Origin of the sequence: Yersinia artesiana (genome assembly GCF_902726545.1) — a bacterium.
In the GTDB taxonomy this organism is placed as follows: domain Bacteria; phylum Pseudomonadota; class Gammaproteobacteria; order Enterobacterales; family Enterobacteriaceae; genus Yersinia; species Yersinia artesiana.
In genome coordinates this window covers 44,234-55,360 of the sequence record NZ_CACVAD010000033.1, presented here as the reverse complement: position 1 = coordinate 55,360, position 11,127 = coordinate 44,234, and the positions used below count along the sequence as shown (strand labels likewise).

Genomic DNA, 11,127 nt, shown 5'->3' with positions numbered 1-11,127 from the left:
ATTTAGGTAGTGTTTTTTTTCGATTTCGATTTAGAATAATATCTGCTTATTTTTTCGTGATATATATTTATAATGTATCTTAAATTGGGTGATTGTTTATTTTTGTGAATGGTTTTATTGATTGTCATTGTTTTTCATATGAGCCATCTGGTGGCGATAGATAAGGTGGTTTTTATTTATTAAGGTGTTATTTTTTTTTGACTCGACAGGAGGTTATTTTATGGAAGATAAGAAAAGTAGTCCCACAGATAAGCCTGGTTTGACGGTTGATTCACTCAGTAAAATATCTCTCATTTCCATAATGGAAAAAGCCAGCATTCCTTGGGCGATAAAAGATAATAAATCCAAATTTGTTTATTTAAATGAATCGTGTATTGACTTGTTTGATATTCAGCCCGGCTTTGATTTTGAAGGGCGCTTAGATGAGGAGATGCCATGTTCATGGTCTGAATATAGTGATGATTTCAAAGCTCACGATAGAAAGGCGGAGCAAAGCAGAGATGGCGCGGAGATCATTGTGACCTCACCTTTTGGGCGTGAAAGGCTTCTTTCACCGTGGTACTTCCCAAAATTCCCGATTTATAACCCGGATGGGGATGTGTTAGGGACAGTTTTTTTTGGTAAAAAATTTAATTTTATTTCCGTGTGTGATTTTTTTAAAAGTTTAAAACCCTCCGTTATTACACTCACCCCGCCGGTAGATGACTTCTCAGAAAAAGAACTTGATATCATATTTTATGCAATTCAAAAAATGACAGCAAAAGAAATAGCAGAAAAACTATTCTTATCAAACAGAACCATTGAAAATCGGCTTAGATTTATTTATAACAAAGTGGGGTGTCACTCTTTAAAAGATTTAATTGAATATTGCCATGCATCAGGTTTGAGCAACTATGTACCTAAAAAAGTGCTACGTGAAGGGGTTAATTTCTTCTGGTGATTGAGCCGCTGATTCATAAAAATCACCAGCAGAACTCTAATATTATAGGCTTATCGGGAGGGAATGGTTTTTGCCTATACCTCGACATGTAAATGTAATCTGGGCACCAACAGCCGTAACGGTTTGGCATCTGGCTTATATTTATGTTTAATCTGATTGGCATCGTAATCAGTTAATTCGCCTAATTTAGGTAATTCGACGGCTGATTGGATCTGGCAAAAGGCAATCAAAGGCATAGGGCAGGGGTGTTGGACTTGCTTCTGCTGCTCCTGATACCAAACTCGTGCAATAGGTTGTACTTTAACTGGCCGTTTGATCTTGAGGCGCGCCTGTTCTGGCAACTGTTGAACATCGTTAATTTCCTGGCTAATTAACTCCGCCCACTGCTCACGGCTAAAAGGGGGAATGGCACGACCGGCATTTAGGCTTTTGTTTAACTGCGCCAGCACCTCTTCGCGGGTGACGTTCTTAATAATATGTTTATTAGCCCAACCAAAGCGAACCGAACTGGGGTTTATCAACGGCGTAATGGTGCGATAGGTATTTAGCGTGATCAACCCATGTAAGTGGGTGTGAACAAACTCGAAACGTTGCTCACTCGGCAAACCAGATTCAACGGTAATGATGTGTTCCAGCTCGGTTTTCAATTGATTTATATGTTGAATACTCTTTTGGCAAGCGGCGAGTTGGTGCTCGGTCACCGAAAAACAGAGAACCCCAGGGAGGCGGAGGGCGGCTTTGCTGCTGACATTCTGGCCCTGATGGTGAATAAATAGCCGCTGATAGTGCTGTATCGCCAAATCTCGTGCTTCTGCTCCCACTGTTGCACTCACAGGAATATGCATAATGGGCTGATGTTCGGTGCCTTTCTCTATTTCAGGCAAGGAAAAGACGCGTGCAGCGAGCAGCGGTAAATCCTCAAGTTGCTGGTGGAGTTCCTGCAATCCGACTTCCAACGCGGTAAAGCGGTTATTGAGACGCTCGATCAAATCATATTTAGTCATCGTATTTTTAGCTGACCTTATTTTAGTTACAACATACACTATGTTATATCAGTTAAAAGAGCACTATGACAGCCCGAAGTGCCATTAACCATTGGAGTATCTGCCAGAATGACAAAAGCGTCTATCGCGGTTAAAAGGCGGGTGACACTACCCACACCGGAAATCAGGATATTTGCGACCAAATTATTTTGGTCGCGGAGGCCAATACATCGCGGCGTGGCTTCGCGTCTTTTTCACGTTGCGTAAAATACACGACTAAAACAATCGGCGCGCCTTTAGGCGGCCAGATAACCGCAATATCATTAGTGGTTCCGTAATCGCCACTGCCGGTTTTATCACCCACAATCCAATCAGCAGGGGCACCTGCACGAATGGTGGCATCCCCGGTGGTGTTTCCTTTCAACCATACCGCGAGTTGACTGCGTTGGGCAGGGAGCAATGCATCACCCAGCACCAATTTATTCATACTCGCTGCCATAGCCGCAGGAGTGGTGGTATCACGCGGGTCATTAGGAAGCGCGCTGTTTAAATCCGGCTCCCAGCGGTCTAACCTAAACATCTGATCGCCAATACTGCGCGCAAACTGATTAACAGCGGCTAAACCACCCAGTTCTTTAATTAATAAATTCGCAGCTGTGTTATCACTATATTGAATGGTAGCCGCACATAACTCAGAAACTGTCATGCCATGCGCCAGATTTTTACGCGTGATGGGGGCATAAGAGAGCAAATCACTCTCATGGTAATTGATATGCTTATTGAGCAAATTCGGTTGAGATTGGCTTTGACCTAATACCGCAGCGGCCAGCATAAACTTAAAAGTGCTACAGAATGGAAAACGTTGAGATCCGCGATACAGAATTTTACTGCCATTGGCGGTATTAATCATCGCAATACCTAAACGACCATGCGCACTTTGCTCAAGTTCCGCCAGTTGCTTGTCTAATGATCCGGGAATCGCGGCCGCCCAGGATGGCAGTGCAAAATTGACTAACGGCAGGGTAATACCGGCTAATAACAGCGAACGCCGTAGCGAAGAGTGCTTCATTCCTGAATCTCGCTAATAATAAGCATAGGGGAGGATTATAAGTGGTGAGGTGACGTAGCACCACACCCTATTATTTTTATCGTTTTAATGCAGAAATAAAAAGGCCAAATGGCAGGATAGGTGACATTTGGCCTTGAGTGATAAATCAAAATATCAGGACAGTGCTTTCGCTTTTAATTGCTGATATTCACTTTCTGTAATAGTCCCTTCATCTAATAATTTTTTCGCGTCAGCAATCTGCTCTGCTGGCGATTTACCCGCAACGTGGCGGATATACTCATTGGTTTCGGATACTGATTTTTGTACCGAGGCTCGATAGCGCTGAGCCATACCTTTACCTCGCGTGATGAGGTATACCAGAGACGTTAGCAGTGGAATGAAGAGTAAAAACAGAATCCAAATCGCTTTATAAAACCCACTTAATTCATGGTCTCTGAAAAGATCAGAAATGACCTGAAACAGAATCAGCAAGTATGCGATAAAAAAGAAAATGGAAAATGTTGTCGCGAGTATGTCCCAAAGCGTGAGGAAGTGGTTTGTCATATTTTCTCCTGACCTTACATAAATTAAGGAAATATCCCGTAATAAATCCCTTAATACACTAGATACTTAATTTATATCTCAAGCAACAATCACTTAGGGTCGTTAAGCTCCCCTTAATAATAGGTACATAGCAGAGAGGACGTCAAATTGTAATTTGGCGTCCGATCAGCTTTACCTCATCTAAGATTAGATTCTGGCCGCTTCAGGCAATTTACGTAACTGTTGCCCAACGTATAATGCCAGCAACAAAAGGGTGGCGATAAATACCACAACACCTGTCCAACCTAAATTTAGCCAGAAAATACCGCCTAATGTCCCCGCCACACTAGATCCGGCATAATAACAAAATAGATACAATGACGAAGCCTGTGCTTTAGCCCGGCGCGCTCGACGACCAATCCAACTGCTGGCGACCGAATGTGCAGCAAAAAAACCGGCAGTAAATATCATCATGCCAATAAATATGGTAATCACAGGAGAGAAGCTGGTAATAATGACCCCCATTAGCATCATGCCTATCGATGCCATTAATATCGGCCCTCGACCATAACGGCTGGTTAACGCGCCAGCTTTGGGCGAACTATAAGAACCGGTCAGATAGACTATCGATAATAAACCCACCACTGCCTGGCTGAGATAATAAGGCTGTGCCAGCAAACGATAACCGATGTAATTAAACAAAGTGACAAAGCTGCCCATGATTAAAAAGCCTTCGGCGAACAGCAGTGGTAAACCCGAATCGCGCCAGTGTAATTTGAAATTAATCACCAGAGTCCTGGGGCGCAATGATGTAGGGCGGAAATGTTTAGAGGCCGGAAGAATACGCCAGAACATGCAGGCTGCGGCCAACGCGAATAAACCAATCACGGCTAACGCAACACGCCAGGAGAAGAAATCACTCAGCACCCCAGTGACCAGGCGACCACTCATCCCACCAATCGAGTTGCCACTGATATATAACCCCATGGAAAGCGCAACAAAGCTGGGATGGATCTCTTCACTGAGGTAGGTCATTGCTACGGCAGCCACACCGCTAAGGGATAAGCCAATCAAAGCCCTCATCAGCAAAATCCCATGCCAACTGGTCATAAAAGAACAAATCAAGGTGCAGATAGCGGCCAGCATCAAGGCCACCACCATCACGGATTTACGGCCAATAGCATCCGATAATGGCCCGGTAAACATCAAACCAAACGCCAACATTCCGGTCGCGGCTGATAGCGATAAGCTACTGCCGGCAGGGGAAATATTAAAATCTTGCGATAACAACGGTAGGATAGGTTGCACACAATAAAGCAGAGCAAAGGTGGCTAATCCGGCCGAAAAGAAAGCCAGAGTGACACGAATAAACTCCGGTGTACCGCGTTGAATATAAGGGCGTTTAGTTAAACGAGTGACTTGGGGGGCTGCCATTAAAGCAGTAGCATCGTCATTTGCGGCGAGGGTCGACACTGCGGTATCCGTAGTGCGCAAAGAGGTGGTCACGGTATTTCCTTATCATTAGCACAATAAAAACAAGCACAATCAAAACAGTTTGTTCACCGCAACAGAGCAGGCTCAATCGTTGTTCGGTGTAATAACAAGATCATAGAAATAGCAGAGTTTTTTGTCTAATATATTAATTATTCACAATAAGACTTTAAACGTATTAATGGGGTTGGATGAGTATTGAACTCAGGCACTTACGTTATTTCATCGCGGTAGCAGAAGAGCTACATTTCGGACGAGCAGCAGAGCGTTTGCGTATTTCGCAACCCCCGCTAAGCCAACAAATTCAGATATTGGAAGAGCAAATCGGGGCCAGACTATTGGCCCGCAATAACCGCAATGTCAGTTTGACCCAAGCGGGTACGCTATTCTTAAAAGAGGCTTACCAAATTTTGGCACAGGTCAACTCGGCAACGGAGAAAGCCGCGCGCCTGCATCGTGGGGAATCGGGGGAGTTAACCATTGGCTTTACCTCGTCGGCTCCTTTTATCAGCACCGTATCTAAGAGTTTGCGCGCTTTTCGCCAATTACATCCACATGTTCATATTAAAATGCAGGAAGTGAATACCAAGCAGCAAATTGAACCCTTGCTGGATGGGCGACTTGATATTGGCGTAATGCGTAATACCCGCTTGCCGGATGCGCTGCAATATCGCTTGTTGTTGCGTGAGCCTTTAGTGGCCGTCGTCCATGAAGAAAGTCCGTTAGCCGCTTTACCTCAGGGCAGTGTCAAATTTAGTTCGCTGGCCGAGCAACCTTTTGTTTTCTTTGCGCGCGAGGTGGGTACCGCGCTTTATGATGAGATCCTCACGCTGCTGGCCCGTGCCGGGATCACGCCCTATATCACGCAAGAAGTCGGGGAGGCGATGACCATTGTCGGGCTGGTATCCTCAGGTTTAGGCGTTTCTATCTTGCCGGCGTCATTCACTCGGATAAAAGTGGATGGGGTGAAATACTTGCCGTTAGCTGAAGACAGTGCAACAACTGAGGTGTGGTTGGTGAATCACAAACATCGCCCGGTGACGGCGCCAGCGGAAGCATTGATCCGCCTGATGGTGGCGGATATCCCGACAGGTAAACCCTAAGAGGCATTTTTGAGTGCCAGGGTTAAATGACATTGGTGGATATTTTTCGCTCTCAATTCGTATAAATAATCAGCGCAGAGTCAAAGGATAGCGGTGATTATGTGCAGTAAATCACATAACTAATCAAATAGTTGACGCCATATGCCAAAAGCCCCAACATAGCCGATAATCTTTATTTAGAAGCGCGAAAAATACTCGGTGACAGAGAAGGGGCCGGTTTAGTGATAACGGATGGACAGCCTGGACATATTGATCAAATCAAGCAGACCAATGCAGGGGCCGTTTATCGGCTGATTGATTTGTTCGGCCCGATATCCCGCATTGAACTGTCTAAGAAGGCGCAACTGGCCCCCGCCAGTATCACTAAGATTGTGCGGGAATTAGTTGAAGCTCATTTGGTAAAAGAAACCGAATATCAAGATGTTGGGAGCCGTGGGCGGCCAGCAATTGGTTTGGTTCTGGATACCGAGGCCTGGCACTATGTCTCTGGGCGGATTAGCCGAGGTTCTATTACTCTCGCGCTGCGCGATCTCAGCAGTAAACTGGTGGTTGAAGATCAAATTCCCTTACCAGATAGCCACTCAGAACCCTTACTCAATCGCATTCTTAGTGAAGTCGATCAATTCTTTATCCGCCATCAGGAAAAGCTTGAAAGACTGACGGCTATCGCCATTACCATGCCCGGCATCATCGATGCACCGGCGGGCATTGTGCATAAAATGCCATTCTATAAAGTAGATGAAATGCTACTTGGCCCGGCGTTGGAGCAGCGCACGGGGTTACCGGTTTATCTGCAACATGATATTTGCGCCTGGACGATGGCAGAGGCCTTGTATGGCGCTTCGCGTGGCTGTGAAAATGTTATTCAAGTGGTGATTGACCATAATGTCGGAGCAGGGGTCATTACTGCGGGCAGAGTATTACATGCTGGCAGTCGTAGTGTGGTTGAAATTGGTCATACTCAAGTTGATCCTTATGGCAAACGCTGTTATTGCGGTAATCATGGTTGCCTTGAGACAGTTGCCAGTATTGAGAATATGTTGGAAATTGCCCAACAACGATTAAATGGCTCAATGAGTTCGTTATTACATGGTTCACCACTGACGGTCGAATCTTTATGTGATGCGGCTTTGGCCGGCGATCAATTAGCCAAAGATATTATTTTGGGCGTGGGTCACAGTGTTGGGCGGATTATTGCCATTATGGTCAATTTATTTAATCCAGAAAAAATTCTGGTCGGGTCGCCATTAAATAAAGCGGCTTCTATTTTACATCCCGCCATTGCATCCTGTATTCGCCAACAAGCACTACCCGCTTATAGCGAGAATATTCTGGTTGAACCAACGGCATTTTTTAATCAGGGGACAATGCCTGGTGCTGCACTGGTAAAAGAAGCGTTATATAACGGCTCATTGTTAGTGAAATTACTGCAAGGATAGGGCGTAACTAATAATTAAGAGTTAATTATTAGTGGGTATATTGGGTGTATTCCCTATATTATCGGCTGATATCCGTTAAAAAATGCACTCAGTTCGGCAAAACATTGCGCTAACGCAAGCTGTCTGTGGTCGGCATCGCCTAGACTTTTATCCATGTTACCAATTTCGCTAATATTAGGCGGAAAGACGTGAGTCGAAGTGGCCAGATTGCGGAGTATTGTTATGTTAACGCGTGTTTTTGTGACGGGTACCGACACAGCGGTCGGTAAAACTGTTGTGTCACGGGCCTTACTTCAGGCCTTAAGCCAAGGTGACAGAAAAGCTGTTGGTTATAAGCCAGTGGCGACAGAGAGTAAAGAAACTCCCGATGGATTACGCAACCAAGATGCACTGATTTTACAGGCTTCATCCTCTATTGCATTGGATTATCAGGAAGTTAACCCATATCCACTGGCTGGGGATGTTATCCATGCCTGCTCCGACACCCTGATTAATTACAATAAAATGACGGAAGGATTGCAGCAATTATCAACGAAAGCCGATACCGTGGTCGTTGAAGGATGTGGCGGCTGGAAAGTGATGATGAATGACCAGCGTTTTTATTCTGAGTGGGTAATTCAAGAACAATTACCGGTCATTATGGTGGTTGGGATTAAATTAGGTTGTATTAATCATGCCTTATTAACCGCTCAGGCGATTATCAATGATGGGTTGCCATTATTAGGTTGGGTTGCCAATCGTATTAATCCGGGACTGGCACATTATGCGGAAACAATTGCCATGTTGCGTGAGCGTTTACCGGCTCCGCAATTAGGGCAACTGCCTTATCTGCCGCATCCGGAACAAAAGCCGTTAGCACAATATTTAGATCTCACCGCAATAGCCAAGTAATATATCCATAAAACTTTAATTTACCGCGAGTGATATACCGAAATAGGGCGTAACCAACGGGCTATTGTTGTCGAAATAACACAAGATAATAGTAGCCCTGGCAGCAGGGTATAGGCTCCTGTCATTTCGCATACCATTAGCGCCGCCATAATAGGGGCATGAGTGGTCGCTGCCAGCAATGTCGCCATGCCCGTCAATGCCATTAATAACGCAATATTGTCACCCAACACGGGCCACCAGGCAAATATCTGGCCGCATAACATCCCTAACGCCGCACCAACAAACAGTGTTGGCGTAAATACCCCTCCGGGTGCGCCCGAACCACTACTGGCCAGTACCGCCAACAGCTTACAAACTAAAATACCGCCAATTAATAAAATTCCTGGCGGGGCGGTCAATAATGATTGCACCACACTGTAACCATTGCCCCAGACTTCAGGGAAAATAAGCGATAACAGCCCAACAATCATTCCCCCCAGTGCCAATTGCAGCGGCGGTGATAGATTCAGGGAACGAAAAGCATGCCCACTGGCTGTCATACCTTTAAGGAACAGTGGCCCGCAAAAACCAGCGAATAAGCCCAATAATGCCATCAGGAGATATTGTATCGGCCACGGGGACGGCAGCACCTGTACTTGATACAGCGTTTCTTGCCCGCCATGCAACAGGTTGGTGGTCAGTAATGCGCTGACAGCCGCAATCACCACCGGCCCGAGGGAAGCCAGCATCAATGTGCCAAACAGAATTTCTGCAATAAACAGGCTACCCGCTAATGGCGCATGATAGGCGCTGGCCATACCGGCGGCGGCACCACAGGCGACCCAAAGTTTCCATTCCTTAGGTTTTGCGTAGCGCTGAGCAAATACAGAAGCAAACAGTGCCGCCAATAGCACCATGGCACCTTCGCGGCCAATGGCACTGCCGCTGGATACCACTAACAACGAAGCCAGAGATTTGATCACACTGGCGGAAACATCTAGCCGTCCATCGCCAGTCTCAATGGCTTCCATATAATCGGTAGGGGCGCTGGGTTTTCGATGTTGATAGCGCTGATATCCCCACAATAGCGAGCCTGCTGCCAATCCTCCTAATGCGGGGGTTAAGGCACGTCGCCAGCCACTAATAGAAGAGGCTGCCGCGACCAGACTGCCGTCGGTGCGCGCAAATAATAACCACTCAATCCCCAACATCGCTTGATGGAACAACCAAACAATGAGGGCAGAAATGATGCCCAGCATGATGGCAATCATCAACCGGCGCAGCATGGCGCGATAGTAATACCAATGGGCAGGCCGTTTCATATAAAGCAACTAGTGGCAAGTTTAGGGAAAACCATTGTTAATGGTGAGTAAGAGAATAGCTAGCAAATATTGACTCATTTTATCAAGGCACTAACTCGGGGGTGTTGCTGTTAAAGATTATTCAGAATGATGATTTAAATATCCACAAATGAGCATAAAAAACCTTTATTGATAGATCGTTGCTTATTTCATAAGAACTGCTTGGTACAGAGCGTAGTATTTAAAACTGAGTTGAGGGCGTTCCTTTATATAAATAATTGGCTCGAGGTTCATATGAAATACAGAATGTTAATGTTATTCGTTCTCTTACCACTTACCGCTCCTGCATTTGCCTGTATGCACCAAGGCTCTGCTTGTTATAAGAACTGTCGGGCAGCATTTCCTGATAACCCGGTCGGAGAGTTTTTTTGTGATTTAGGTGGAACACCACCGCTACCGCACTCAGTAGCATACCTGCAACATAAAGAATTAACGGGATATGAGATGGAAAAGGTCGTGGATAACTTCACCAAAACACAACCAGTGTTGCAGACGATGGATCTCTGGAGTGATAGATTAACAAATCAATCATAGAATAACCCTCAAGTACGGTTATGCCAGATGAAGGTGTATAAATTTTAGGGTGTACTGGAAAGTACACCCTAAAGAAAACAAAAGATTATTCGCTGTCAGTTATACGCGTATAAACAATCTTCTGAGTATCATTTTCACAATGCCCAACCACTTGTCCACCCGCATTTTGTACCTGATCGTTAGGGACAATATCCAGTTTAAAACCAGATTCAGGCACGCCATTACTGATAATCTTTTGCGTGATCTCTGCTTTGACACTTTCACAAGATGCCAACGCAGCTAAAGGCGCCAGAGACAATAACAATGTGCTGATAATAAGCGTTTTTTTCATCATAAAATCCTTATGTGGATGAATAGCTTGCCTAACGTAAGGATAGCTCTGGTTGACATAACCTCAAGTCAATCCGAGCCATTACCGTCAATTACGGATTAATCTGGCGACCGGTTAAACGATCCAGGCAACGTTCAGTGTTTGGTTCCCAATAGGCATTGAAGTTTGCGCTACGATCGCAATTGTCTTTTGCGTCTTCGGCGCGGTCGTATTTATCAAAATTCTTTTCGACCCGGCTATTCACTTTATTACGCAGGCGGTGGGTATCATCCCACTGTTGCTGGCTTTGGCGTGCTTGCTCTTTTGACATGGGATCATTATTCCCGCCAACAGAAACACAAGTGCTACCCTGAGTACAAGTTGCTGATTGCGCTAGCGCAGGGGCTTGCCATGCCAGTGGTAAAGCCAGCACGGCGAGCGGTAGAACAGCGCGCAGCAAGCGTGCCAGATTAGTTATTGTCATCGTCTTAAGTCCTTTATGAGT

Annotated in this window: 12 protein-coding genes; 5 read left to right on the top strand and 7 right to left on the bottom strand. The window is 45.5% G+C overall.

Annotation, left to right across the window (positions count from 1 at the left end):
- The first annotated feature begins 220 nt into the window (after positions 1-220).
- Positions 221-940 (top strand): helix-turn-helix transcriptional regulator, encoded by a 720-nt coding sequence (locus HU019_RS12820; protein WP_174847619.1) that lies wholly within the window; start codon positions 221-223, stop codon positions 938-940.
- Between the two features lie 74 nt (positions 941-1,014).
- Here the strand turns inward: HU019_RS12820 and tus are convergent, their stop codons facing one another.
- The 4 genes from tus to HU019_RS12800 form a co-directional block, all read right to left on the bottom strand.
- The gene (gene tus / locus HU019_RS12815; protein WP_217450905.1) at positions 1,015-1,944 is read right to left on the bottom strand and encodes a DNA replication terminus site-binding protein; all 930 of its coding nucleotides are present in this window, start codon (positions 1,942-1,944) and stop codon (positions 1,015-1,017) included.
- Positions 1,945-2,107: 163 nt separating this feature from the next.
- A complete protein-coding gene (gene blaA / locus HU019_RS12810; protein WP_174847621.1) occupies positions 2,108-2,992 on the bottom strand; it encodes a class A beta-lactamase BlaA in 885 nt (294 codons plus the stop codon).
- A 153-nt stretch (positions 2,993-3,145) separates the two neighbouring features.
- Positions 3,146-3,535 (bottom strand): SHOCT domain-containing protein, encoded by a 390-nt coding sequence (locus HU019_RS12805; RefSeq protein WP_005169809.1) that lies wholly within the window; start codon positions 3,533-3,535, stop codon positions 3,146-3,148.
- A gap of 186 nt (positions 3,536-3,721) precedes the next feature.
- Positions 3,722-5,020 carry an MFS transporter gene (locus tag HU019_RS12800; protein WP_174847622.1) on the bottom strand — a complete coding sequence of 433 codons (1,299 nt, stop codon included), beginning with the start codon at positions 5,018-5,020 and terminating at the stop codon, positions 3,722-3,724.
- A 176-nt stretch (positions 5,021-5,196) separates the two neighbouring features.
- Between HU019_RS12800 and HU019_RS12795 the strand changes: the two genes are divergently transcribed.
- From HU019_RS12795 to bioD, 3 genes are all read left to right on the top strand, one after another.
- Positions 5,197-6,108 carry a LysR family transcriptional regulator gene (locus HU019_RS12795; protein WP_174847623.1) on the top strand — a complete coding sequence of 304 codons (912 nt, stop codon included), beginning with the start codon at positions 5,197-5,199 and terminating at the stop codon, positions 6,106-6,108.
- A 221-nt stretch (positions 6,109-6,329) separates the two neighbouring features.
- The gene (gene mlc / locus HU019_RS12790) at positions 6,330-7,547 is read left to right on the top strand and encodes a sugar metabolism global transcriptional regulator Mlc (protein ID WP_174847624.1); all 1,218 of its coding nucleotides are present in this window, start codon (positions 6,330-6,332) and stop codon (positions 7,545-7,547) included.
- Between the two features lie 222 nt (positions 7,548-7,769).
- On the top strand, positions 7,770-8,438 hold the full coding sequence (bioD, locus tag HU019_RS12785; protein WP_174847625.1) for a dethiobiotin synthase: 669 nt from the start codon (positions 7,770-7,772) through the stop codon (positions 8,436-8,438).
- A gap of 20 nt (positions 8,439-8,458) precedes the next feature.
- On the opposite strand, the gene clcB is transcribed toward bioD, so the two are convergent.
- The gene (gene clcB, locus HU019_RS12780) at positions 8,459-9,739 is read right to left on the bottom strand and encodes a voltage-gated ClC-type chloride channel ClcB (RefSeq protein ID WP_174847626.1); all 1,281 of its coding nucleotides are present in this window, start codon (positions 9,737-9,739) and stop codon (positions 8,459-8,461) included.
- A gap of 285 nt (positions 9,740-10,024) precedes the next feature.
- Here clcB and HU019_RS12775 point away from each other — a divergent pair, with 285 nt between their 5' ends.
- On the top strand, positions 10,025-10,312 hold the full coding sequence (locus HU019_RS12775) for a hypothetical protein (RefSeq protein ID WP_227739427.1): 288 nt from the start codon (positions 10,025-10,027) through the stop codon (positions 10,310-10,312).
- A gap of 85 nt (positions 10,313-10,397) precedes the next feature.
- Here HU019_RS12775 and HU019_RS12770 read toward each other — a convergent pair whose 3' ends face one another.
- Both HU019_RS12770 and HU019_RS12765 read right to left on the bottom strand, forming a co-directional pair.
- Positions 10,398-10,643, bottom strand: a complete 246-nt coding sequence (locus HU019_RS12770; RefSeq protein ID WP_174847740.1) for a DUF1161 domain-containing protein — start codon at positions 10,641-10,643, stop codon at positions 10,398-10,400.
- 91 nt (positions 10,644-10,734) lie between these two features.
- Entirely contained in the window at positions 10,735-11,106 is a 372-nt protein-coding gene (locus tag HU019_RS12765) for a DUF1283 family protein (protein ID WP_174847628.1), read from the bottom strand.
- Between the last annotated feature and the right edge of the window lie 21 nt (positions 11,107-11,127).